19 protein-coding genes are annotated in these 23,586 nt (G+C 42.1%); 5 read left to right on the top strand and 14 right to left on the bottom strand.

Going from position 1 to position 23,586, the window contains the following annotated elements; genetic code table 11:
• Window positions 1-76: 76 nt before the first annotated feature.
• A complete protein-coding gene (gene prmC / locus HUW48_RS25865; RefSeq protein ID WP_182413683.1) occupies window positions 77-943 on the bottom strand; it encodes a peptide chain release factor N(5)-glutamine methyltransferase in 867 nt (288 codons plus the stop codon).
• A 159-nt stretch (window positions 944-1,102) separates the two neighbouring features.
• Here prmC and ribD point away from each other — a divergent pair, with 159 nt between their 5' ends.
• The gene (gene ribD, locus HUW48_RS25860; protein WP_182413682.1) at window positions 1,103-2,140 is read left to right on the top strand and encodes a bifunctional diaminohydroxyphosphoribosylaminopyrimidine deaminase/5-amino-6-(5-phosphoribosylamino)uracil reductase RibD; all 1,038 of its coding nucleotides are present in this window, start codon (window positions 1,103-1,105) and stop codon (window positions 2,138-2,140) included.
• A 55-nt stretch (window positions 2,141-2,195) separates the two neighbouring features.
• A complete protein-coding gene (locus HUW48_RS25855) occupies window positions 2,196-2,678 on the top strand; it encodes a GAF domain-containing protein (RefSeq protein WP_182413681.1) in 483 nt (160 codons plus the stop codon).
• Window positions 2,679-2,714: 36 nt separating this feature from the next.
• Here the strand turns inward: HUW48_RS25855 and HUW48_RS25850 are convergent, their stop codons facing one another.
• The 3 genes from HUW48_RS25850 to HUW48_RS25840 form a co-directional block, all read right to left on the bottom strand.
• Window positions 2,715-3,395: a phosphatidylserine decarboxylase family protein gene (locus HUW48_RS25850; RefSeq protein ID WP_182413680.1), complete on the bottom strand. Its 681-nt coding sequence runs from the start codon at window positions 3,393-3,395 to the stop codon at window positions 2,715-2,717.
• A gap of 346 nt (window positions 3,396-3,741) precedes the next feature.
• Entirely contained in the window at window positions 3,742-4,764 is a 1,023-nt protein-coding gene (locus HUW48_RS25845; RefSeq protein WP_182413679.1) for a Gfo/Idh/MocA family protein, read from the bottom strand.
• Window positions 4,765-5,275: 511 nt separating this feature from the next.
• Entirely contained in the window at window positions 5,276-5,728 is a 453-nt protein-coding gene (locus HUW48_RS25840) for a hypothetical protein (protein WP_182413678.1), read from the bottom strand.
• 535 nt (window positions 5,729-6,263) lie between these two features.
• On the opposite strand from HUW48_RS25840, the gene HUW48_RS25835 reads away from it, so the two are divergent.
• On the top strand, window positions 6,264-6,818 hold the full coding sequence (locus tag HUW48_RS25835) for a DUF2911 domain-containing protein (protein ID WP_182413677.1): 555 nt from the start codon (window positions 6,264-6,266) through the stop codon (window positions 6,816-6,818).
• A 121-nt stretch (window positions 6,819-6,939) separates the two neighbouring features.
• Here the strand turns inward: HUW48_RS25835 and HUW48_RS25830 are convergent, their stop codons facing one another.
• The 3 genes from HUW48_RS25830 to HUW48_RS25820 form a co-directional block, all read right to left on the bottom strand.
• The gene (locus tag HUW48_RS25830; RefSeq protein WP_182413676.1) at window positions 6,940-7,443 is read right to left on the bottom strand and encodes an MOSC domain-containing protein; all 504 of its coding nucleotides are present in this window, start codon (window positions 7,441-7,443) and stop codon (window positions 6,940-6,942) included.
• Window positions 7,444-7,571: 128 nt separating this feature from the next.
• Entirely contained in the window at window positions 7,572-8,834 is a 1,263-nt protein-coding gene (locus tag HUW48_RS25825) for a sensor histidine kinase (protein ID WP_182413675.1), read from the bottom strand.
• A gap of 2 nt (window positions 8,835-8,836) precedes the next feature.
• Complete coding sequence (locus tag HUW48_RS25820; protein WP_182413674.1) at window positions 8,837-9,514, bottom strand: response regulator transcription factor; 678 nt, start codon at window positions 9,512-9,514, stop codon at window positions 8,837-8,839.
• A 334-nt stretch (window positions 9,515-9,848) separates the two neighbouring features.
• Between HUW48_RS25820 and recJ the strand changes: the two genes are divergently transcribed.
• The gene (gene recJ, locus HUW48_RS25815) at window positions 9,849-11,558 is read left to right on the top strand and encodes a single-stranded-DNA-specific exonuclease RecJ (protein WP_182413673.1); all 1,710 of its coding nucleotides are present in this window, start codon (window positions 9,849-9,851) and stop codon (window positions 11,556-11,558) included.
• Window positions 11,559-11,628: 70 nt separating this feature from the next.
• Here the strand turns inward: recJ and HUW48_RS25810 are convergent, their stop codons facing one another.
• The 3 genes from HUW48_RS25810 to gloA2 all read right to left on the bottom strand — a co-directional run bounded on the left by HUW48_RS25810 (window position 11,629) and on the right by gloA2 (window position 15,408).
• Entirely contained in the window at window positions 11,629-12,633 is a 1,005-nt protein-coding gene (locus HUW48_RS25810; RefSeq protein WP_182413672.1) for a YihY/virulence factor BrkB family protein, read from the bottom strand.
• A 505-nt stretch (window positions 12,634-13,138) separates the two neighbouring features.
• Window positions 13,139-14,923: a DUF885 domain-containing protein gene (locus HUW48_RS25805; protein WP_182413671.1), complete on the bottom strand. Its 1,785-nt coding sequence runs from the start codon at window positions 14,921-14,923 to the stop codon at window positions 13,139-13,141.
• A gap of 98 nt (window positions 14,924-15,021) precedes the next feature.
• Window positions 15,022-15,408 carry an SMU1112c/YaeR family gloxylase I-like metalloprotein gene (gene gloA2 / locus HUW48_RS25800; RefSeq protein WP_182413670.1) on the bottom strand — a complete coding sequence of 129 codons (387 nt, stop codon included), beginning with the start codon at window positions 15,406-15,408 and terminating at the stop codon, window positions 15,022-15,024.
• Window positions 15,409-15,626: 218 nt separating this feature from the next.
• On the opposite strand from gloA2, the gene HUW48_RS25795 reads away from it, so the two are divergent.
• Complete coding sequence (locus tag HUW48_RS25795) at window positions 15,627-16,391, top strand: toast rack family protein (RefSeq protein ID WP_182413669.1); 765 nt, start codon at window positions 15,627-15,629, stop codon at window positions 16,389-16,391.
• A 123-nt stretch (window positions 16,392-16,514) separates the two neighbouring features.
• On the opposite strand, the gene HUW48_RS25790 is transcribed toward HUW48_RS25795, so the two are convergent.
• From HUW48_RS25790 to HUW48_RS25775, 4 genes are all read right to left on the bottom strand, one after another.
• Window positions 16,515-17,765, bottom strand: coding sequence for a sialidase family protein (locus HUW48_RS25790; protein WP_182413668.1), 1,251 nt, complete (start codon window positions 17,763-17,765; stop codon window positions 16,515-16,517).
• 346 nt (window positions 17,766-18,111) lie between these two features.
• Entirely contained in the window at window positions 18,112-18,627 is a 516-nt protein-coding gene (locus tag HUW48_RS25785) for an SMI1/KNR4 family protein (protein ID WP_182413667.1), read from the bottom strand.
• Window positions 18,628-18,826: 199 nt separating this feature from the next.
• Window positions 18,827-20,365 carry a RagB/SusD family nutrient uptake outer membrane protein gene (locus HUW48_RS25780; protein WP_182413666.1) on the bottom strand — a complete coding sequence of 513 codons (1,539 nt, stop codon included), beginning with the start codon at window positions 20,363-20,365 and terminating at the stop codon, window positions 18,827-18,829.
• Window positions 20,366-20,388: 23 nt separating this feature from the next.
• Window positions 20,389-23,538 carry a SusC/RagA family TonB-linked outer membrane protein gene (locus HUW48_RS25775; RefSeq protein WP_182413665.1) on the bottom strand — a complete coding sequence of 1,050 codons (3,150 nt, stop codon included), beginning with the start codon at window positions 23,536-23,538 and terminating at the stop codon, window positions 20,389-20,391.
• Between the last annotated feature and the right edge of the window lie 48 nt (window positions 23,539-23,586).

The following is a 23,586-nucleotide window of genomic DNA, read 5'->3' as shown; positions in this document are numbered from 1 at the left end:
AGTTCTGTTTACCGATATATTTGTTAGTTAAGTACTAGAATTTAAAAATGAATAGATTTAATATTCTTTTATTTATTCAATTTACACCAGAATACTGCGCCGATACAAACCTATCTTTACCAAACAAATCAGTATGAGTCCGGATATTCTGAAAGTGATATTCCTGCAACATTCTTTCTAAAGCAACCGCATACTTTTCGTTTATTTCAAAATAAAGCTTACCAGCAGGTAGCAATAATTGCTTTGCTACTTCGGCTATTCGTTGGTAATAAATAAGCGCATCGGTATCGGGCACAAAAAGGGCTAGGTGCGGTTCAAAATCTAGTACATTCCGGCGCATCTGATCTTTCTCACTTTCAAGTACATATGGTGGGTTACTTACCAGTACCTGCAAGCTTTGCGCAGGTACTGGTAAGGGTGATTTAAAAATATCGTGCTGTAGCCAATGAATGGGCAGTTGATATTGTTCAGCATTATGGCGCGCAACGGCCAAGGCTGGTTCCGATACATCCATCCCGTACACGGTAGCCTGGGGTAAATTCTTGTTTAAGGCGATAGCAATGCAACCACTTCCGGTGCCCACATCCAATATTTGCAGCTTAGCAAAACTTTTATTTTCCTGAATGATAAGTTGTACCAGTTCTTCGGTTTCCGGGCGCGGAATCAGCACGTCGGGGGTTACCTGCAATTCTAGATCGTAAAAGTAAGCCCGACCGGTAATATACTGTAAGGGCTCATGGTTTTGCAGGCGCTTCAGATACGGGGTAAATTTTTGCCAGATTTCCGGACGGATAGGTTCTTGTTTGCGTAAGCTTATTTGCGTGCGGTTCCAGCCTAACTCGTGCTCTACCAATAACCAGGCAATACTATTTGCTTCGGTGAGGTCGTAAACCAAAGTTAGTTCCCGGGTTAAATGTTGTAGCAAATCCTGCAAATTTTTCAAACAAAGTAATTTTTAAGGTGTATGTTCGGGTAGTTTAATTAACAAGTTTTAAGTTGTAGCTCAAAGTGGGTAACTACCGGGTAAAGTGTCCGATAAAGGTAAAATATTTATTTCCATTCGTGTCTAACAACTTACTTTACAAAAATAAGAATTTCTGAAATGAGATTTGCAGATGAATTGTACATGCGGCGGGCGTTGGAACTAGCTGCTCTGGGCCATAATACTACCCGGCCCAATCCGATGGTAGGCTGCGTGGTAACGTATAAAGGTAAAATTATTGGGGAGGGCTGTCACCAACAATACGGTGGGCCGCACGCCGAAGTAAATGCCATTAACAGCTTAGCCGATAAAAGTTTACTGCCGCAATGTAAGGTATATGTTACCCTGGAACCTTGTTCGCATTACGGGAAAACGCCTCCCTGCGCCGATTTTTTAATTGAGCACGGGGTGCGAAGCATTTTTATCTGCAATACCGATCCGAATCCTTTGGTGGCGGGCCGAGGCATCCGGAAGTTATTAGATGCCGGCTGCGAAGTGCATGTGGGCTTATTAGAGGAAGAAGGTTCAGAACTAAACAAGCGTTTTTTTACTTTTCACCGGCACAAGCGACCGTATATTGTTTTAAAGTGGGCCCAAACGGCCGATGGCTTTATTGCCCAATCTAACGGAGAACCAACGGCTATTAGTGGTTCATTGGCTAAAAAGTTAGTACATAAATGGCGCACCGAAGAACAGGCTATTATGGTGGGCACCCGTACGGCTTTATCGGATAATCCACACTTAAATGTACGCGAATGGACGGGCAATGCCCCCATCCGGATTGTGATAGATAAAAATTTACGCTTGCCGCCTACCCTACATGTATTCGATAAAAAGCAACCAACATTCGTTTATAATTACGAACGCCACGAAAACACCCCCAACCTGGAGTATGTTAAGATCACCCCAGCCGTAGATTTACTAGAACAAATACTACCTGATTTGCACCAACGTTCCATACAATCGGTGCTGGTAGAAGGCGGTACCATTTTACTAAATCATTTTCTGGCTTCGGATATTTGGGACGAAATCCGGGTTTTGCGGAGCCCTCAACAATTAGAAAATGGCGTGAAAGCCCCATCCCTACCCCTTACCGGTTTAACTCAAACTGCAACAATCGGGGACGATGAACTGTTTATTTACCGAAAATACCAGTAACGTTCTACGCAGAACGCGAAACATATAACTTGTAACCTATTACTTATTACTTAAAATGGCTGAAAGTGTAGTTGTTGATCAGAATTTAACAAAAACAGAAAAGTACGAAACTTTATTACCCCAGATAGAAGCTTTGGTAACCGGGGAAAGCGATTTAGTGGCCAACCTTGCTAATGTAATGGCGGCTTTAAAATTTGGGTTAAATTTTTTCTGGGTGGGCGCTTACCTGGTAAAAGAACGCGAGTTGGTATTGGGTCCGTTTCAGGGGCCGGTGGCTTGTACGCGCATTGCTTTTAACAAAGGCGTTTGCGGCGCCTGTTACACCCGCCGCGAAACCATGCTGGTACCTGATGTGGAGGCTTTTCCGGGCCACATTGCCTGCAGTTCCGATTCTAAATCTGAGATTGTAGTGCCAGTGTTTAAAAACAACGAAGTAGTGATGGTACTCGATGTAGACAGCGACCAATTAAATGATTTCGACGAAACGGATAAAGTATATCTGGAACGATTAGCTGAGTTAATGAGTACCTGGTTTTAAAATATAAATTATAAGTAAAGCTACTTTTAGGGCTAATTACCCAAAGAAAGAACCGGTAGTTTTTAATTGGGCTATAACGGTTTGGCCACCTTTGGTTTTCTCGCCGAGGTTTACTTTTATATCGGTATCAACCGGTACAAAAATATCTACGCGCGAGCCAAACTTAATAAAACCAAATTCTTCGCCCTGGTTTACTTCGTCGCCTTCGGTTACGTACCACACAATGCGGCGGGCCATGGCGCCGGCAATTTGCCGGAATAAAATATCCGGGCCGGCATCGGAAGTTACCACTACCGTGGTACGTTCGTTTTTAGTACTCGATTTTGGGTGCCAGGCCACAAAATAATTGCCGGGATGGTATTTAAAATACTTTACAATGCCCGATACCGGGTTGCGGGTAATGTGCACATTAATCGGCGACATAAAAATAGAAATCTGCTTGCGGGTATCTTTAAAAAATTCCGGTTCGTGCACATTCTCAATTACTACTACTTTGCCATCGGCGGGTGCAATTACTAAATCTTCGTGAGTAATTAAAGTACGGAAAGGGCTCCGGAAAAACTGCAGCAAAAGCAGAAATGCAATAACAGAAATCGCCAGGAAAATTTTATTGAAGGTTTCGTGGGGTGCATTTAACCGAAATAAAAGCAGGTTCACAATAAGTAATCCCAGAAAGGTAAAAAGTAAAATTTTACGTCCTTCTTTGTGAATTTTCATGTAGGAAGAGTTTAACCAATAATATAAGCTGCAATAATAGTAAAATAAATGCTGACCCGTTTACCCGTTTCCGGATAAAAAGAAAACCTATCAACCCATTCCGGTAAACGTGCCCCCATATTAATGCGATTAGTATACGGCTTTTACCTTTCAGGGATAGCCATAAAATACTCATTTACAGATACAGGTACGTTAAATCTTTGTAGCTCTTAGCGGGTAAAACGCTTAAACCTGCCATTATTCCTATTTTATGAAGGTATAACCGCTAAACTTCTTATCAAAAACCATTAATTTTTAAGCCTGATTGAGGAATTACTGACTAAAATTCTTTTAAAATTAAAAGAAACTATACTTTCACTGGCTTACCTTGTTTAGCGGCTTCGTAAATGGCCATCATGTATTTTACATCGCGCAAACCTTCTTCGCCGGGCGTTTTAGGTGTTTTATTTTCCAGTACACATTCGGATAAGTGATCTATTTCGGCGGCAAAATGGTCTTCTTCTTTCACTTGCACCTCGTGCTTGCCATCTTCCAGTTTCAGTTCCAGGTTATGTTCGTAGTAATCGGTAGCCGGGTCTAAAATGAGCGTACCTTTGGAGCCAAAAGCCTGGAAACGTTTTACGCTATCGTACCCGTAACTGGAACTGCAATTGGCCAATACGCCGCTCGGGAAACGTAACGAAAAAGCTACTGTTTCTTCTACTTCTTTAAATCGGGGATCATTGGGGTCGCTGTGCATCATGGCCGATATTTCTACGGGCTCTTCGCCGGTTAAGTACCGCATGGCATTTAAGCTGTAAACACCAATATCCATTAAAGAGCCGCCACCAGCCAGTTCTTTATCGGCGCGCCATTTATCTTCGGGTTGCTCGGGTTTTAGTAAGCGGCCGTGGTCGGAAGTAAGAAAACGTAATTTGCCAATTTTTCCACTTTTAATTAACTCAATAGATTTTAAGTTAAAAGGTTCGTACTGCGCCCGGTAAGCAATCATAAGTTTTTTGTTGGCTTTTTGGCAGGCATCAATCATTTTCTGACAATCGGCTACGCTGGTAGCCATGGGTTTTTCGCTCATTACGTGTTTACCCGCCTGCGCTGCCCGAATGGTGTACTCGGCGTGCAGGCTGTTGGGTAATACTATGTAAATAATATCTACTTCAGGGTTATCTTTAATAAGGTCAAAGTTTTGATAATTGTAAATATTTTTTGGATTTAGGTTGTTTTCGGCTGCTATCCGCTGGGCTTTCTCCGGCGAACCACTCACCAAAGCCACCAACTTTGATTTTTTACAATTAGGGAATGCTGGTATTAACTGCTCGGTAGCAAACTTACCTAATCCAACGAGTGCCCAGCCTAACTTTTTTTCTGCCATAGTTTTATTTTAGTTTGAAAGTACTGCTTAAGCTATTTCTCTGTTATCGGCACCATTTAACAGCAGCTACCCGTAGCATTACGGCCGCAGGAAATACCAACGCCCTGGTTCTTGCCCAGCTTTAAGCTTGTTTAATACTATTGAAACAAATAGAAAATTGGTTTAGCTAGCACAAACGCATTTAAAGAAAGGTAGTTACACGAAGGGCACCTAATCAGGAATAAGCACTGTAAGGTTGTATTAAAAGAAGAATAAAAAATATACCAAGAAATGTAAGAGCATACACTCTAAACTTTACCGCAAAATTATAACGGTATACAAACTTAAAATACAGGTAAACCAATAACCAAACTAAATTTTAGCTGTTAATGTGTACTAGTACAACTCCGGAAAAAACCGCAGAAGGCGGAACAGGATTTAGTAAATTTGGGAAAGGTAAAGGCATAAAAAAACCTTACCAGATATGCGGTAAGGTTTTTAATAGCGGATCGAGGGCTACAAGCATATACTTTTATTTTATCTGTTTGAAAAAATAAACAGAATTATCGGGAGTTACCCGTACTAAAAGTTCTCTTTCGCCTTTTCTCAATTCTACGAAATACACGGTACTAGTGCTGTTATATTCGATTACTTTGCCCACTTCGTAGCCTTTGTAAGCTTTTGAAATTCTGGATAAAGCTGTTTCGGATAATTGCTCTAATTTACCAGGCTGAGTGGTAGCAATGTGATCGCCGTTTAAATCGTAAAAAGCAGTCATGGTAACTCCATCCAGAGTAAAGAAAGCTTTTTGAAATTTATCTGTTACTGTCCAGCTTACGTTAGTAGCCCGGGAATATAAGTCGTTAAATTGGGCTTGGGCACTGGTAGAAACTTTAGCTTCTTTATTATATCTGTAATCGTCTGCGGCAAAGGTGCTTACTGATAACCCAGTTACCAATAATGCGGTGTAAAGTACTTTTTTCATTTTGTTTTCATTTAAATTATGCAACAAAGTAAAGCACTTATTGATACATTCGCAAGTAAATTACAATTTTATTAGTAAATTCTCAGTAAATTTAACATTATCTTAATATATCAGCAATGCAACTTATTGAATATTAAGAATATCAGTAATATTGTTAATAAACCTTAGCTATTTGTATACTTCATTAAAAATTATGCAATTTAGTTAAAACATAAAGATGTGTTCAACAACTGTTTTTTACTGCTCTGGTACTTACAAAACGAAGTTTTGTCTGGAAACAGGAAAATATAAGCCCAACTATTCGGGGTTTTAGTTATATTTAAGTAGTATTACAAGAGCTACAAACTCAAATGGCTTTAAGAATTAATGTAATAGTAATAGCCTGGTAAATAATAGGTAAGACTATTATAAGTATTGAGCTATAGAACTCCTGCATTGCGCTGACAATATCTGTTAAGTAATAACGTTACCTGGGTACGTCAGAGAGTTGTTATTTTTTGTCTTATTTTATAAAACTACATTCAACTAAAAACCTATGTTACTGAAACAATTTAGAGCAAGCCTGTTACTGTGTTTATTTTTTACTATTTCTACACTGGCCTTTGCCCAACAAGATAAAACTCAACGGGTTAGTCCGCCGGCTACTGCTTCGGGTAAAATCGGAAGTACCCAGGTTACCATTAACTATAGTTCTCCTTCGGTAAAAGGCCGTAAGATATTCGGCGAAAAAGAGCCTTATGGCAAAGTATGGCGCACCGGTGCTAACGAGGCTACCACTATTACTTTTGATAAAGATGTAACCATTGAAGGCCAACCATTAAAAGCTGGTACCTACGCCTTATTTACTATTCCGAACCAAACCGAATGGACTGTTATTTTTAATAAAACTGCCGAACAATGGGGCGCTTTTAAATACGACCAGGCGCAGGATGCTTTACGCGTTAAAGTAAAACCTACTACTACCAAAGAATTAACCGAGCGCCTGAAAATTGACGTTACTCCAAAAGGTAAAAATACAGGTACTGTTACTATGAAATGGGAAAATGCCCAGGTTTCTTTCCGTATTAAAACCAACGACGCATCCGCTTAAGGAACTGACCTTTCGTAATAAAAAACAAAGCCTTGGTTTTAGTAAACCAAGGCTTTGTTTTTTTAGGGAGTCTGATTTATTTGTATTTCAAAAAAGCTATAAATTAAGTCAATCTTATATTTTATACCTGCACTCTTACTAAATCACCTAATTGCAGACTGCCGCCTTGCAGAATACGGGCAGTAATTCCTCCGTGGCCGCGCATAGCATTGTACCCACCTGGCCCCAGGTTCGTTTCCATACGAGAACACGGGTGGCAAAAACCGGTCATCTCGAGCAAAACTTCGCCTACCCAGAATTGGCGGTCTTTTAAAGCCAGTAAATTAATGCCTTGCACTACTAAATTCCGGCGGAGCAAACCTGGCTCTAACTCAGAACGGTGCAGCATAGATGCTACCGCCGTTATATGTTCCGCTTGTATAAGAGTTACTTGCCGCTTACTGCCGGGTTTGCCACTGTAATGGTCGCCGGTTAAACCATGATCGGTTAAGGCTTCTACAACTGCTAAAGTTTGCAACGGGGCAGAACGCGCGGGCCGGATACCAATCCAGGTAAGTTTACCTGCCTGCGGTAAAGTTTGAATTAACTGACCTAATGTAGAACCCTCAGAACTAGAAAAGAGCATATACTTTCTTTTTTATAGGTATAACGGGTCATTCAACCTTTCAGGTACCAGTAAGTTGTTGCAAAGTAGCGACTTTCTTATCCTATACTTACTAAAACTCCCTAATCGAAGAAAATAATTAAACTGCATTAAAACCGTAGGGTAAAGCAATGAAGCGGCTCCTGGTAAGAATAAGAAATATCCAGGTTATTTAAGTAGCATATTTTTTTAACAATGGCCAACCCTAAACCTAAAGAAGAAGAATTGTGGCCGTTGCGACGGAATCGATCAAAAATTTCGCATTCCGCAAAATCAAGTACCGGACCGGTATTGCAAATAGTAAGTTGCTGCGGCTCCAAGCAAATTAAAATTTCGCCTTTTTCGTAGTTGTGGCTCAAGGCATTCTTTATCAGATTACTCAGTAGCACATCTAAAAGGTACGGATCAATAGTAATAAAAACATTGTCGTTGGCCTTAAAATCAATTTTAACTTGCTTTAATTCGGCCAACTCTTTAAAGTTAAAAAGTAAAGGTTCCAGAAAAGTTTTTAAATCCAGCTCCTCGCGATTAGTAAATTCCTGGTTTTCAATTTTGCTAATTAAGCCCAAGGTTCTGCTTAACTTAGATAAATGAGAGGTAGCCCGGTATATGGCACCAATGGTTTTAGCCTGTTCGCCGGATAGCTTTTCCGTTTTTTGCAGCATTTCTATTTTTGCCTTTATAATAGCCAGCGGAGTTTGAATTTCGTGCGAAATATTCTCGGTAAACTCTTTCATATTCCGGAAATCGTGCTCAATGCGGCTGGTCATTTGGGCAAACAAGTTATTTAGTTCTTTAAACTCCTTGGTAGTGGTGGGTACTTCGGCTAAGGCAATGCCTTGATTGAGGGAGTAATGTTTTATTTGCTCCAGCGTATAATTAAAGGGTTGCCATAAATACCGCGACGACAAGTAATTTAGTAATAACATGAGAGCCAGAAGAGCCAGGAAAACGTAAAATAACGACGTTATAATTCCGCCCAATACTAACCGCGATTCTTTTAAGGCCATGTACATAGAGATGCGGTAGCGTTGCCCGTTTACCACTTTATCTAAGGTACGCGCCCGGAAGGGCTGTCTTTCACCTTCTAAATCATTAAAAATAATGGTATCGCGGTCGTAATTCTTAAGTAAGGGAGTTTTTAAATTAGAAAGAGGTTCTACGTGCTGCGATTTAAATGAATTTATCCAATCTAAATCAACCTGGGGTTTAGAAAGATAACCTGTCAGGCGGGTTTCCTTATGCGTAAAATAATCGCGAATCCGCTTCTGAACAAAGTTATTGGTAATGTTATATAATACCAAGCCGCTGCTGGCAATTACTATTGCCGTAATTAACAGGTACAGCAACGTGGTTTTAGTAATCAGCCTCATTCTTATTCTACTACAAATTTATAACCCATGCCGTACACCGATTTTATGTTGTTGCTGCTACCGTAGCTCGCAATTTTTTTGCGTAAGTTTTTGATATGCGTATAAATAAAATCAAAAGAATCGGCCATATCAATATTATCGCCCCACAGGTGCTCGGCAATAGCTTCTTTGTTTAAAATGCGGTTTCGATTACTCAAAAAATACAACAGCAATTCGTACTCTTTACGGGTTAGTATAATCTCGTTATCTTTTATAAATACTTGCGCCGTAGCGGTATTTAAACGCAAATCGCCTACGGTTATCTCATGGCTGCCATTAAAACGTTTCCGCCGCAACAACGATTGAATCCGGGCATTTAATTCGGCCAGGTGAAAAGGCTTGGTAAGGTAATCGTCGGCCCCTAAATTTAAGCCGGTAAGTTTATCGTCTAAAGCGTTCTTGGCCGAAATAATTAATACGCCTTCGTCGGGCCGCTTTTGCTTTAATTGTTTTAATATTTCTAAGCCGCTGCCATCGGGCAAGGTAATATCCAGCACCACTACATCGTAAGCATATATATTTATTTTTTCTTCGGCCGTTTGGTAATTATAGGCAGTTTCGCAGAGGTATCCTTCCTGTTTTAAATAATGTACCAAGGTTTCTGAAAGTTCGCGATTATCTTCTACAATTAGTATTTTCATAATGAATAAGCACTTTCCGGGTAAAATCCGCCTAAAAGTACTTTTGTATTCTGAAGGAAAATTGAAGCGTACCCAAGAGGCTTAATCGCTGAAAAAGATGAACATAACAATTATAAATAAGATAAAGAATAGGTACATCAGCGCGTCTGTCTGGATATAATCTTTGTATCTGTGATAAATTTCTTTTAACTTTTTCAAAAGGTTTACTTGTTAACTCTCGTTAAAATTACATAATACTTTAAAAGTGTGGAAGCAAATAGGGAACTTCTCACCGGAAATCTTTATTAATATCCGTACTTTTGCACTTATTACAAGCACAGCCGCCAGTAGCGATATGGAGAAAAGATGGGTTTATAAACCAGTACCGGATGAAGTTACCGTACAACGAGTTTCGGAAAGTTTAAATATAAGTCCAACGCTGGCGAGTGTTCTTTGTCAACGTAATTTGTGCACTTTTGAAACTGCTAAAGCTTACTTTCGCCCTTCTCTCGACGACCTGCACGATCCGTTTTTAATCCGGGACATGGATAAAGCGGTAAATCGCTTAAACGAAGCCATTCACCGCAACGAAAAAGTACTCATTTACGGCGATTACGACGTAGACGGCACCACGTCAGTAGCTTTGGTATACAGTTACTTGCGGCAACACATTAAAGAACTCGACTTTTATATTCCGGACCGCGAAACCGAAGGCTATGGTGTTTCCAACCAGGGAATTGACTGGGCAAACGAGAACAGCTTTACATTAATCATCAGCCTGGATTGCGGTATTAAATCGGTAGATAAAATTAGTTACGCCAAGACCAAAGGCATTGATTTTATTATTTGCGACCACCATTTACCTGACACAATAATTCCGGATGCGGTAGCAGTACTGGATCCCAAACGGACCGATTGCCCCTATCCGTACAAAGAGCTATCGGGTTGCGGCGTGGGCTTTAAGTTAATGCAGGCTTTTGCTATCCAAAACGATATTGATACGGCCTCTTTGTTTAGCTTACTGGATTTAGTAGTAGTAAGTATTGCCGCCGATATTGTGCCTATTACCGGTGAAAATCGTATTTTGGCTTATTACGGTTTACGCGTTTTTAATTCCGGCGCGCCTCTGCGGCCGGGTTTGCAAGCGTTAAAAGAATTAGCTGGCTTAAAGGAAGAACTGGATATTAACAGCATTGTATTTGGGTTTGCCCCGCGCATTAATGCCGCTGGCCGGATGGGCGACGCCAAGCGTTCGGTACACATGCTACTCGCTGAAACCAAAGAAGAAGCTTTCCAGAAAGCCGATATCATTAACGAATCGAACAAAGAGCGCCGGGGCTACGATACCAGCATTACCAAAGAAGCGCTACTCATGATTGAACAGGATGCCATGCTGCGGAAATCGAATTCTACGGTATTGTACAAAGAATCCTGGCACAAAGGTGTGGTGGGTATTGTGGCTTCGCGGTGCATCGAAAAATATTACCGGCCCACCATTATTTTAACGCAATCGAATGGTAAAGCCATGGGTTCGGCTCGTTCTGTGCCTGGCTTTGATGTGCATAGCGCTATTGTAGAGTGTGCCGATTTATTGGAGCAATATGGGGGCCACATGTACGCAGCCGGCTTAACCATGAAGGTAGAAAACGTGCCGGCTTTCCGCGAGCGCTTCGAAGAAATTGTTTCCCGCACTATTACCGAAGAATTGCTTATTCCGCAGATTGAAATAGACGCCAAAATTAACCTTAGCCAGATTACGCCCAGTTTCTACAATATTATTAAACAAATGAAGCCCTTTGGCCCCGGCAACCACGCACCGGTATTTTGGTCGGAGTGCGTGTTTGATACCGGTTCGTGCCGGGTAGTAGGCGATACTCACTTAAAACTACGATTGGCACAAGATGGCAATACTCCATTAGATGCCATTGCTTTTGGAATGGCCGACCATTGCGAGCGTATTCAGAAAGGTATACCGTTTGATGTGTGTTACTCTATCGAAGAAAACGTTTACCGGGGCATTATTTCGATGCAACTCCGAATAAAAGATATTCGGTTTGCCTATTAAAAAAACAGACACAAGTATCAAGATATTAGATGTTAGACTTTTGCGTGAATAAATTGGGTAGATAGCTCCATTAATCGTAATTATTAATTAGTTTTCTAATTTCATTCCACGATAGATAAGTTGGTAGCTTACCCGTTTTCGGTTCCGCTGTTAATTTGGCTATTGGTGCTTTGTGGGTTTTAGACCGAAAACGGCGCACAAAAGCTTTAGGCCGAACCTTAAAAGCAGCATAATGGGCGTACGATTTCGTAAAAGATGCCCCGTAAAACATGAGCATCGCCGAATAAAACACAAACAGCATTAAAATTAAGATCGAAGCCGAAGGGCCATAAATAGGTCCTAAATTACTGTGCAGCAATAACCGACCTAAAATTAGTTTACCCACTGTAAATAGCAGCCCTGTAAAGAAAGCCCCTACCCAAACGGGCCGCCAGGCAATCCGGATATCAGGTAAATATTTAAACGTAATCGCAAACCAGGCCGTCACGATCAGGTACGAAACCAAGGCATTACCTAAACGGATTATTATTAAACCACGACTAGGCAAAACATAAAACAGCGTATCGCCCAGGTAATTAATCGCCGATTCAGCCAGCAAAGTAATAATAAACAAAATCCCCGTAAATATTATTAAACCCAACGCAATCAGGCGGGTTTTAAAGATTCGACGCCAGGTACCAGTAGGACAAGGGCGTACATCCCAGAGTTGATTAAGCGAACTTTTTACTACTATAAACAAGGTAGTAGCTACAAAAATAAGAAAAAGCATCCCCAGTGCAGCATAATAACCGTTGGGTGGTATATGTTGAATATTATCCAGGATTTTACTTAACTGGCCGGACCCGGTACGATAGCCCAATAAGCTTTGCACTTTACTAATTAACTGAGCGCTAATTATATCGGCGCTGTACAACAAGCCCAGAAAGTTTATTAAAAGTACTAATATGGGCGGAAGGGCAAAAGTGGTAAAAAAAGCGGTAGAAGCACCTAAGCGTAACGGATCGTTTTTCCGATACTCCCGAAAGGCATCCTTAAGCAGGAACTGTATTACCTTTATTTTCCGAAATAGCCGCATCTTAAAGCCGGGTACGTAAGAAAGGGAGTAAAATGTTAAATTTTGTTGCAATAAGTTTACTTTATTTTAATTCTATCTAGCTAAAAAGCAATTTCACTGATTTGTTTAGTACAATATAGCTAAAATTAATGGTTTATACTTTGGTGAATTCCCTTTAATAGGTACAGTTTAAGACATTAGCACCATCAAATGAAGGCTTAAAAAAGCCTTCATTTGATGGTGCTAATGCAGTTCATCAGTATTTGCTTGCCTCATGGCTGGCAGGCCTCATTTGGCTATTCGGGGCTGGTCTATGTTTCCTTTCCATCTATCGTCGGAATTCTGCTTTGCAGAACCGGAACCTTAGAAGGCCCTTCACAGCCAAACTGGTCTTATTTATTCTTAGCTACTATTTTATAACCGGATAAGGATAGTAGAATCCGTAAATAAAGTTTAAAAACAAAAAGAGCGATTAAGGTCGCTCTTTTTGCTTTTAAACTTTAGGCATCTTTTGCCGGTGCTAGCCTCATTTTTGATCGGCGGCCCAGGCATTCATTTTGGTTTCGAGAACCGCTAAGGGCATAACGCCGTCGCGCAGGATTTCGTCGTGGAAGTCACTTAACTTAAACTTGCTACCTAGTTGCTGCTGATAACGGTTGCGCAACTCCCGGATCTTGAGTTCGCCGGTTTTATAAGAAAGTGCTTGCCCCGGAATAGCCATGTAGCGTTCTATTTCGGCAATAATGCCTTGCTCATCCGAAGCTTCGTTTTCTTTGGAGAACTGAATAGCCTGTTCGCGCGTCCAACCTTTACTGTGTAACCCAGCATCTACTACTAATCGAATAGCCCGGTGCATCTCGTTACTCAACCGGCCGAAATATTGATACGGATCGGTATATAAACCCAGTTCTTTGCCTAAGCTTTCGGTATAAAGCGCCCAGCCTTCGCCGTTAGCGCCGTACCAACCAAAGCGCCGGAACTTAGGTAAATCTACGTTTTCGTATTGCAACGATATTTGGTAATGGTGGCCCGGAATGGCTTCGTGCAAAAACAAAGATTCCGTTTCGGTGCTGTTATAATCTTGGGGCTGAAGAATGGGAACGTAAAAAACGCCCGGCCGCGAACCATCTGGAGCCGGCGGATTATATTCTGCACTGGCCGAAGCTTCGCGAAATGCTTCGGTTTGTCTTACCTCGAATTTAGATTTAGGTACCCGGCCAAACAATTGCTTTAATTGCGGCTGCATGCGCTTCTCAATTTCGTGGTAAGCATTCAATACTTGTTGGTCGGTTTTAAAAGGCTTAAAGCGGGCATTGGTTTGTACAAACTTAAAAAAAGCTAGTAAATCGCCTTTAAAACCTACCTGTTCTTTTACTTTTTCCATTTCGGCTCGAATACGTTTTACTTCCTGCTGACCAGTGTTAAATATTTCATCGGGAGTTTTATCCGTAGTGGTCCAGTATCTTACCATATAATTATAATACTTATCACCGTTAGGTATGGCGCTAATGCCGGAAGTGGTGCGGGATTTTGGTAAATATTCCTGCTCCATAAAATCGTGCAGCTTTTTGTAAGTAGGTACTACTTTCTCTTTAATAGCCTGCGTATACGCTTGGGTTAAACGGTCTTTTTCGGTCGCAGGAATATCTTTGGGTATATTCTTAATAGGATCGAAAAAGATACTTTTAGTTGGGTCGTTGGTTACTAACGCTTTCAATTGCGGCAGCACTTTCTGCGTTAATGCTTTGGGTAAAACGTAGCCAGCCACCATCCCGCGGCGCATGTTAGCAACCGCCGTATCGCCCCAAACCTGAAAGCCCGTAATACGGCCTAAAAAGTTATCGTAATCCTTTACGGTTTTAAAAGGTTGGTAACTAGCCCCGGAACCCAGTTGGGCCATGATTAACGGCAAACCCCAAAACTGATTTATAGGCATCAGGTGCTCCGGAAAGGTTAAGCCTTCCAAGGCCAATTCCATATCACGTTTAAAAATAGCGTAGCTAAGTTCTTCCTGAGCTTGCAAGCTAGTGGTATCCAGTTGTTTTAATTGCGTCAGGTATTTAGTAAATAGCGCTTTTGCTTCAGCCCGGTGCGATTCAGAAATATCAATCGGCAATTGGTCATTGTACCGGTTATCGGCTACAGCCGTGGCTTCCAGCGGAAAAAGCTTTAAACGTTCTTCGTAATAGTTCTTGAGAATAGTATCCAGATTTAAGTTACCAGTAGCACGGGCAGTATTTGTTTCGCCGGTTTTTTTATTGCAGCCGAAGGCTAGAGTAAGAAGCAAAATGGGAAATAAAAGCTTTTTCATGAGTAAATAAGAGCTTAGATAAAAAATATACAACACCACAATCGGTGATTGATGAATTAAGTTAAGTGAAAAAGTTATACTAGTAAAAGCCTTAACTTTTATTTTTCATACAATTCCAGCGGCAAGCCATCCGGGTCGGCAAAAAAAGTAAATCGTTTGTTAGTAAGTTCATCTATCCGAACGGGCTCGTAGCTTACCTGGTGTTGCTCCAGATGAGCCAAGCAGGAGTTTAAATCACTTACTTCAAAAGCCAGATGCCGCAATCCCCGTGCTTCCGGCTGACTTACCCGCGCCGGAGGGTTGGGGAAAGAAAATAATTCTATCTGGTATTGATCGCCTACTGCTAAATCCAGTTTATAAGAATCGCGTTCGGCGCGGTACGTTTCCTGCACAATAGTTAAGCCTAAAATTTGCACGTAAAAGTGTTTCGAGCGTTGGTAATCGGAGCAAATAATAGCGACATGATGAATGCGTTGAAGCTGCATATGTAATAGAAAAATTTGTAATTTTAGGAATCTGGCTATTCGTTTAAAATTGCACCTTGCTTTATTTATGTAAAAAGCCCGGCTCTTGCATCAAGCCATTCAGTAAGCAATATAGGCAGAGAAACCTCTATGTTTCTTTAAATTTTAGTGGTAATAATTTACTAAATTGTTTTGGTGTACCCTGTACTTACTCTAACCTATCTATTATGTTTATTAAAATGAAATTTACCCGAATTGCTTTGTTTTGCTTTGTTATGGCAATAATTGCTTTACGTAACCCGGCTAATGCCCAACACACTTCTTCGCAGAGTCTGGATTTGAAAAATGTAAAAACATTACAAGCCGAAATTCAGATTAATGCCGGCACTTTAAAAGTAACTACTCAGACCGCACCCAAAGCCGACTCCCATTTCACGTACACGAAAGAAATCTGGAAACCCCAGATAAAATACAACGGCGAACCAGGTAAAGGACTTCTCTCCATTAAACAACCCGAAGAGAAAAACACCAATATGAAGGATAAAGACCGCAACGACTGGGACATTAAACTGCCCCAAGGAGTAGCTACTACTTTAAACTTGCGCATGGGCGCCGGCGAAGGTAACGTAGATCTGAGCCGGGCAAAAATAAACCGATTGGTAATGGAAGCAGGTGCCGGCGAATTTAACGTAAATTTGGCTAACACGTCGGTCAGTGATGTACAATTAAATGCGGGAGTAGGCGAAGTAAATTTAGATTTATCTGGCAACCGTACTACTAACCTGAAAGCTACTATTAACGGTGGCATTGGCAGTCTAAACTTAGTACTACCGCGCAAAACCGGCGTGCGGGTAAAAGTAAATGGCTTGGGCAGCCTGGACACCGATGCCTTGAAAAAACAAGGGGGTTACTACGTGAACGATGCTTACGGCAAAACACCTCAATCTGTAGAAATAACTATTAACGGTGGTTTAGGAAATGTAGCGTTAGCCCTGCGAGATTAAACTTTATTTTTTGTTAGAAGCCTATTCATCTAAAGTTCTAACTCTAGAACGAAAGTGTTTTATTAACCGGGGAAGTGGCTTGTTTGGATAAACTGCCACTTCCCTTAATTGAATAATTATTTTTTACCGCTGAATATGTCCTATTTTCTGGTAAATCTCACTGTGTCCATTCGCAAAATTTCGGGTAGTAACTAATACCAGGGTTGAATCATCTCTTAAGAACAAAGAACTGTAATAGGCTCCTTCGTTAGGTGGTAAATTAGGCCACGGATAGGTAATATTTGTGAAGTTCTGGGCAATACTATTACCCGCCAACACGAGCATGGTATTCTTTTTCCAGTCCGAGCTAATAGAGCGTCCACCCGCATCCTGGCACGAAAGAATAGTTTCGCCGGTGGGGAGTTGAATGATAAAGGGCGCTCCGCCCCAGATATTTTCGGTGGTAGCAAGCCATCGGCGATTGTTCTGCGTAGTGCCAGCACTGGCATAATTAAAGTTTGCCTCCACCGACGACCATACTACCCACGGCGATTTAGAATTATTTACCGATTCGATTGGGAACACAATACCTTTGTTGTCTTTTAATACCAAAGGTACCGCCATGCCATCGCGCGCACCCGAAGTATACGCCACAGAGCGCGATGCCCCCCAGGTTAAGCCATTGTCTGAGGAAGTAACCAACCGGATTTCCTGTTGCGGATTACTGCTGGGCCACCAGTTGGCTTCGCTGGAATACAATAAATCTATTTCGCCGGAAGGTAATTGAATAAGCGCGGGCTCCCACGCACGACCAGTATTTATAATAACAGGCGTGCCAAAAGTCCAGCCCCGGTCTTTACTGATGCGAACCTGAATGTTGGCGTGCGCATTATCGTCGGGCCGGCCCCGGCCGGTATAAGCCAGCAAAACATCGCCGTTCCGCGCTACAAAAATTTCAGGATTCGAGAAACCATAGTAATTCGGATCGTTATCCGTCATTACAACTTCCGGTTCCGACCAGGTAAGGCCACCATCAATACTTCTTTTTAAAGCAATGTTATCCCATTCGTCTCCTTGTGGTCCAAAATGATAAGTAAGCAGCAAGGTGTCTCCTTTTATCCGCCGGATGCGACCGTATTCGGCAGAATATACCTCATGCGACAGTTTGGTAGCCGTTGTTTCCCATTGAATAATAAGAGTGGGCCGGGTGTTATCTACCGGTGGTTGTTCATCCGGGTGAAACGTATTGGTTGGTGGGTTTACCGGACCGGGGTCTTTTCCGGAGTCGTCTTTACATTGCGTAAAAACCAGCAGACTTAATATATATAGTAGGGCTTTATGCCTTATAAGACGCCTTTTAAATGGTTTACTTATTTTGGTATTAGTAAAATGCATAAATAATTTTTAATATTTTTTAAATTAAGCTATTACTTGGAGCCGGTTCCCGTCTCCAGGCATTGGTGCTATTTAACTTACTAAATTCAAGTTTTGCCTCGTGGCCAGCCGGCCTCGTTTGGCTCTTTCGGGCGGGTCTAAACTCCCTTTCCTCCTATTGTAGGAATTCTGCTGCGCAGAACCAGAACCTTAGAAGGCCCTCAATAGCCAGACTGGTATCATTGCTAGTAGCTACTGCTTTTCTGTTTACCTTAGGTGTTATATGTAACAACTAAAATAAATCAAGGAATAAAGTCGATCTATTATTCTAAGGTGAGCATAAGTTAGATTCATCCTTTTTAGAAGATTAGAGATTAGGAGGGATAATTTCTTCATCGTCAATAGACAAGTATTCACCATTTTTCAGGTAATTTTCTAATACATATGGGATCCTTTCCAAAAAGAATCCAAAAAACATTTGTACAGAAGAAGCTATTAAATTATGGTTAAACGATTCACCATTATAAAAATGCACGGGGTGATATACTTCTTGTGAATTATCCAGATAGCTATAATCACCACTACCCGCGTCACTCATAAATGCTAAATATCGATTACCATTGAGGGTATACATCTCGTCCGGAATAGCTTGATTCAAGTCTAATAAATTGCCCATCTGTTTATTGTTAATACCTACTAAGGCATATTGGAGAAACGAAAGGCCATTACTATACCTATAAATTTCTAAAAGCTGTTCATCTAATTTAATGGATAAAAACTCTTCGACAAATTTAACCATCCGGCTATCTACCGGAGGGAAAGTTCTAATTAACTGCGGGTATTGTTTCTTTAATGCTACTATTCCATTTATAATTTTATCCATCTTCTAATGAAAAGCATACAATAGCTTAAGGTTAATATTTATACAATCAAAATATCCTATGCGCGGATTTACTTCCATGCCTTATGAACTTGTCATACGACTAAACGAAGCCTTATTAACTCTATTCTGAATTAAATAAAAACAATAAAGGGCATTAATAGCCCTTTATTGTTCCTTGCGTGTTTCGTAACCTGATTTATTAATAATTAGGGTTCTGATTTAAATTCGGGTTAATGTCGGTTTCTTGTTGTGGAATAGGCAACAATTCATTTTTACCTTTTACAAAGGTGCTGAATGCCGGATCGCGCTGGGCTAATTCCGGACTTAAATCGCCCCAACGGGCTAAATCGTTCCACCGGTGCCCTTCGCCCGCTAATTCTAGCAACCTTTCCGTTTTTAACTGTGCTAAGAATTGATCCTGACTTAGGTTAGGCATGGCAGTAGATAAAGGAGCTAAACCAGCGCGCTGCCGCACCCGGTCTACGTATGGATACGCCTGCGCGGTACTACCAGTGGCATTTAAGGCTTCAGCGTACATTAATAACACATCGGCGTAACGGATGTAGCGCCAGTTATTAGGCGAGTTGTAGCCTTCCTCGTTTTTCCAATGATCGTTCAAGAATTTACGAAACCAAACCCGCTGGCCATTATCTGTGCCGTACCGTTGTGCAAAAGCCTGTCCATAAATCTGGGTAAATTGCGGTCCACGCACGTCAGTAGAATCAAACAGAAAAGTAGCGGCTAAACGTGGGTCTCTATCCCCACTAACAGTTGGTTCTTTCAAGAACTGATGCACTACCCACCGCTGGGCTTCGCCATCAGACCAGCCAACACCCGGAGGTGCAAAAAATTGCGCAATAGAGGTACCATAATTTAAATTATCTGCCCGGGGATCGGTATCGTCGTCGTGGTTTTCGGTAGGGTTCCGCTGGAATTGCCATTCAAAAACCGACTCGGCGTTGTTTTCAGTGGTAATTAAAAAATTATCGCGGTAATTAGGCATCAGGCTGTAAAGCGAACTACCTTCGCCGGTTACCAGCCATTGCAAGGGCGTGAGGGATTCGTTGTATTTACGTTGTTGCAAGTAAGCTTTGGCTAATAAGGCATACGCTGCGCCTTTGGTCGCACGTCCTAAATCGTCGGGGTTTGCATAGGTAGTGGGTAAAACGGCAACTGCCTCCGTCAAATCTTTTTCAATCTGCGCCCATACCTGAGCTTGCGGTGTTGTAGTGGGTTTATCGGTAGTGGTAGAGGGTTCCAGCATTAAAGGTACATTCCCCCACAAGGTTACCAGGTGAAAGTAAAATAAACCCCGCAGAAACTTGGCTTCGCCGATTAACCGTTGCTTTTGGGCATCATCCATTTGAATGGCGGGCACGTTGGTAATAACCTGGTTGGCCCGAAAAACACCTATGTAGCTGTCGCGCCAGATATCGTACGAACCCCAGAAATTGTAATCGGTTATCCGGAACTGGTCCATGTTATTTACGATATCGGTAGCCGGACTTTGGCTACGGCCTTCATCGGAGCGAATAATGTAATAAAACGGTAGCCAACGCGAAATAGCGCCTCGGTGCAGTGTACTGTAAACCGCGTTTACTCCTTTCTGGGCATCATCGGCGGTTTTCCAGAAAACTTCTACTGTTGGCTGGTTGGGGTTTACAATATCCAATTCTTTCTCGCAACTGCCTAAACCTAAACAGGCAATAAACAGGGAAAATATAAAAATCTTTTTCATATACTATCTAGATGAAGCTTAGCTTAAAAATCGCACTGTACACCAAAGGAAAATACGCGGCTAGCCGGCCAGTTACCTAAATCTACTCCCCGTTCCAGAATGCGGGTGCGGGCAATGTTAGGATCAGGATTTCCCACTACGTCTGGGTCCAGGCCAGAATATTTAGTTATAGTAAATAAATTCTGTCCGCTGATAAAGAAACGGGCATTTTGCAGACCTGCCCGGCCCAATAAGGCAGCCGGCACGTTGTAACCCAGTTCCACGTTCCGTAGCCGCACGTAAGAGCCGTTTTCTAACCAACGATCGCTGTCTCCGCGGTTGTTATCAATAATGCTTTGCTCGGTATTTAAGGCAATGCGGGGATCTTCGGTATTGGTGTTGGTTGGGGACCAGGGACTAATATCGCTCCGGAAATTAGTTTGCTGGTACGAATCTAAGGCTCGCCGGACATCGTTATAAAGCTTATTGCCAAATACGCCTATCAATTGCAAATTGAGGCTAAATTGCTTGTAAGAAGCATTAAACTGAGCACCGGTTTGAAGCTTAGGCCACGGCGATCCTCTAAAAGTGCGGTCATTGGCATTGATGGTACCATCTCCATTCTGGTCAATAAACTTTACATCGCCCGGCTTGGCATTAGGTTGAATTTTTAACCCGGCAGAATTTACGTAATTATTTACTTCTTCCTGAGTCTGAAACAATCCATCGGTTTGAATGACGTACCATTCTCCTAAAGAACGGCCCACCTGGGTGCGGGTATTGCCCGACTGAATGTAGTTAATGCCTTCGCCCTGGTTTCCTACATCTTCTACTACGTTTTTAATGGTAGTAAAATTACCGCTTATATCCCATTTCAGGGCTTGGTTACTGTTGCGATAAGTAGCCGAAAACTCGATACCTTTGTTACGGATAGACCCGGCGTTAATAAACGGATCACCCCGTAAATTTCCCAAATAGCCAGCCACCGGCAATTGCAATAAGTTATCATTCGATAAAGAGTTATATCCTTCCAGCGATACGATTAAGCTATTGTTAAAGAAGCCCGCATCAATACCAATATTGCGTACCACCCGTTCTTCCCATTTCAGATTTTCGTTAACTACCTGGGCTTGGGTGCTGCCAACAAAGGGAGTTTGGTTAGGTCCAAAAATGGCTCTAGGGCTATTATTGATAAAAGCCGTGTAATCATAAGAACCTTGCGTTACAATACCCAACTCACCGTAAGAAGCATTAATTTTTAAATCGGTTACCCAGTCCACATTAAAGAAGCTTTCTTTGCTGATGCGCCACCCGGCGGCAACAGAAGGAAAGTAACCGGTGCGGTAATTGGATCCAAAACGGGAGTCCTGATCGATACGGCCCGTAAGAGTTAACAAGTATTTATCGTTGTAGGAGTAAATAATCCGGCCCAGGTAACCGTATAAACGGTAATCTATAGGCCGTCCGCCACCGGCTACCGAAGTACCGCTGGCCGAACCAATGGTAGTAAAGTAATTATTGTTATAAATTTGTAAGTCGGAGCGGCCGCCGGAAGTATTTTCGCGCGTAACGTGCTGTTGCGTAACCCCCACCACGCCGTTAATACTATGTACGCCAAAAGTTTTATTAAAATTAAGTGTATTTTCGAACAAGAGATTCAAGTAGCGCGAACGGTCTTCGTCGATGGAACTGTTGCGCGGAGCTGCATTAAATTCCCACACGCCCACTTTCCGGATTTCGTTGTAATAATCAAAACTAACCTCGGCACCGGTATTAAAGCGGTAGGTTAACCAATCAGCAATTTTAACATCTACAAAAGCATTCCCTACCAGCTTGGCATAATTAAACTTGCGGGGATTTAAATCGGCGATAGCTACCGGGTTCGACACGTACGTAACCGCATCTACCCGCCCAAAGCCCCAACCAGCCGGGTTAGTAGAATTTATATAACTAGGGTCCCGTACCGGAATAATCGGCAGCATTTGCGGTGCATTGTAAAAAGGATTTATTTCGGTAGTATTGGTACCCGGAATATCTTTGGTATTGGAGTTAGAAAGCACCATGTTTTCGCCGAAGGTTATCCGCCCTTTAGTGCTGCGAGTATTTACCCGCAAAGTAGCCCGTTCAAAAGAATTACCGATCAAAACGCCTTTGTTCGTAAAATAGCTGCCCGAAATAAGGTACGTACCAGTTTTAGAACCTCCTGATAAAGAAAGGTTATAATCCTGTACATTGCCCGTGCGCATTACTTCGTCCTGCCAATCGGTGTTAATATTCGGGTTAAAAGCCGAACCTATGCTGGCGGGCGGAGTTTGGCCCGAATTCTCGTATTGAGTACTCTGCATAGTCGCAAACTCGGTGCTGTTCATTACATCATAGCGTTTCGGAATGCGTTGAATGCCATAACGCGCCGAAAGCGAAACCTTAGCCGGACCTTCTTTTCCTTGTTTAGTGGTAATAATCACTACTCCGTTAGCCGCCCGCGCACCGTAAATAGCTGCCGCCGAAGCATCTTTTAATACCTGAATAGATTCAATGTCATTGTTATTAATAGTGGTATTGGCATCAGCAATCATCCCGTCGATCACGTACAAAGGATCGGTGTTGGCAAAACTAGCTGCACCCCGCACTTCAATACGAGCCATTTGTCCCGGAGCCCCGCTGTTGCGGACGGTAATACCAGGGGCTAAGCCTTGTAAAGATTCGGCCACCGAGTTAGTGGCTACGCGGTTAGCGGCTGCCGGGTTAATCACCGAAACCGCTCCGGTTAGATCTTGCTTCCGCACGGTCTGGTAACCAATTACGACTACTTCCTGCAGGGCTTTGGTATCTTCGGCTAAGGTTATGTTTACCGTAGTGCGGTTATTAATTACCACATCCTGGCTGGTATAACCAATGAAAGAAAAAGTGAGGGTGCCATTTTCCTGACCGGCTGGGATGCCAATACTATAACTGCCGTTGGCATCGGTGGTAGTACCGTTAGTGGTACCTTTTACCAATACCGTTACACCTGGCAAAGCTTCACCACCTGCACCGGAAACAGTTCCGGTTACCGTGGTTTGGGCGTATAAGTTACTGAAACATAAACTTAACCCCAGTATAAGTACTAGCTTAAAAGCAGTATAATTTTGCCGGTATAAGTTTAAACGGGGGGCAACCAAAGTAAAAAGAAGCGGGGGTATCAGGTTTCTCATAAATAAACAGATTTAGTAAATTAATTTATAGGAAAAGTAAACTTAACA

The sequence above is a fragment of the Adhaeribacter radiodurans genome (genome assembly GCF_014075995.1).
GTDB lineage: Bacteria > Bacteroidota > Bacteroidia > Cytophagales > Hymenobacteraceae > Adhaeribacter > Adhaeribacter radiodurans.
The sequence above is the reverse complement of the archived record's forward strand: the minus strand, read 5'-3'. Positions and strand labels throughout refer to the sequence as shown.

What these genes read in the sequence shown, in the direction of transcription:
- HUW48_RS25790 (WP_182413668.1), bottom strand. Translation starts at nt 17,765, where the DNA reads ATGCATTTTACTAATACCAAAATAAGTAAACCATTTAAAAGGCGTCTT.
- HUW48_RS25830 (WP_182413676.1), bottom strand. Translation starts at nt 7,443, where the DNA reads ATGCTCTTTTCTAGTTCTGAGGGTTCTACATTAGGTCAGTTAATTCAA.
- HUW48_RS25835 (WP_182413677.1), top strand. Translation starts at nt 6,264, where the DNA reads ATGTTACTGAAACAATTTAGAGCAAGCCTGTTACTGTGTTTATTTTTT.
- HUW48_RS25820 (WP_182413674.1), bottom strand. Translation starts at nt 9,514, where the DNA reads ATGAAAATACTAATTGTAGAAGATAATCGCGAACTTTCAGAAACCTTG.
- HUW48_RS25855 (WP_182413681.1), top strand. Translation starts at nt 2,196, where the DNA reads ATGGCTGAAAGTGTAGTTGTTGATCAGAATTTAACAAAAACAGAAAAG.
- HUW48_RS25850 (WP_182413680.1), bottom strand. Translation starts at nt 3,395, where the DNA reads ATGAAAATTCACAAAGAAGGACGTAAAATTTTACTTTTTACCTTTCTG.
- HUW48_RS25805 (WP_182413671.1), bottom strand. Translation starts at nt 14,923, where the DNA reads ATGAAAAAGCTTTTATTTCCCATTTTGCTTCTTACTCTAGCCTTCGGC.
- ribD (WP_182413682.1), top strand. Translation starts at nt 1,103, where the DNA reads ATGAGATTTGCAGATGAATTGTACATGCGGCGGGCGTTGGAACTAGCT.
- HUW48_RS25825 (WP_182413675.1), bottom strand. Translation starts at nt 8,834, where the DNA reads ATGAGGCTGATTACTAAAACCACGTTGCTGTACCTGTTAATTACGGCA.
- HUW48_RS25810 (WP_182413672.1), bottom strand. Translation starts at nt 12,633, where the DNA reads ATGCGGCTATTTCGGAAAATAAAGGTAATACAGTTCCTGCTTAAGGAT.
- gloA2 (WP_182413670.1), bottom strand. Translation starts at nt 15,408, where the DNA reads ATGCAGCTTCAACGCATTCATCATGTCGCTATTATTTGCTCCGATTAC.
- HUW48_RS25785 (WP_182413667.1), bottom strand. Translation starts at nt 18,627, where the DNA reads ATGGATAAAATTATAAATGGAATAGTAGCATTAAAGAAACAATACCCG.
- HUW48_RS25780 (WP_182413666.1), bottom strand. Translation starts at nt 20,365, where the DNA reads ATGAAAAAGATTTTTATATTTTCCCTGTTTATTGCCTGTTTAGGTTTA.
- HUW48_RS25795 (WP_182413669.1), top strand. Translation starts at nt 15,627, where the DNA reads ATGAAATTTACCCGAATTGCTTTGTTTTGCTTTGTTATGGCAATAATT.
- recJ (WP_182413673.1), top strand. Translation starts at nt 9,849, where the DNA reads ATGGAGAAAAGATGGGTTTATAAACCAGTACCGGATGAAGTTACCGTA.
- HUW48_RS25840 (WP_182413678.1), bottom strand. Translation starts at nt 5,728, where the DNA reads ATGAAAAAAGTACTTTACACCGCATTATTGGTAACTGGGTTATCAGTA.
- HUW48_RS25775 (WP_182413665.1), bottom strand. Translation starts at nt 23,538, where the DNA reads ATGAGAAACCTGATACCCCCGCTTCTTTTTACTTTGGTTGCCCCCCGT.
- HUW48_RS25845 (WP_182413679.1), bottom strand. Translation starts at nt 4,764, where the DNA reads ATGGCAGAAAAAAAGTTAGGCTGGGCACTCGTTGGATTAGGTAAGTTT.